Here is a 322-nt window from a genome sequence, read left to right on the forward strand (position 1 = left end):
TTTTAAAAACAGCCTAGATACGGTTATTCGACTTAATGAATCCATTGAGTTCTATCTCGAGCAAATCAGTGTATTCCTAAGCAGTATCAGCCAATTACAAGCCGAGCGCATGAATCGCAATACTTACTTATTCTCGGTGGTGGCTGGGCTGTTTCTTCCTGCTGGCTTTTTTACTGGTTTACTGGGCGTGAATATAGGTGGGATCCCTGGGGTAGATAATCCTTGGGCTTTTACTCTGTTCTGCATTGCTTTATTTGGAATCGTTGCCGTCGAGGTTTTGGTGTTGAAAAAGCTGAAGTTTATCTAGGGTCTGTTGACCTTT

General features: G+C 42.5%; 1 protein-coding gene. It reads left to right on the forward strand.

Annotation, left to right across the window (positions count from 1 at the left end; translation table 11 throughout):
• The coding region (locus tag AB4585_RS26415; protein WP_372171717.1) for a CorA family divalent cation transporter at positions 1-307 on the forward strand (307 nt) is incomplete at its 5' end.
• Positions 308-322 lie beyond the last annotated feature (15 nt).

The sequence above is a fragment of the Vibrio sp. 10N.222.49.C9 genome (assembly GCF_041474985.1).
Taxonomy (GTDB): Bacteria; Pseudomonadota; Gammaproteobacteria; order Enterobacterales; family Vibrionaceae; genus Vibrio; species Vibrio crassostreae_C.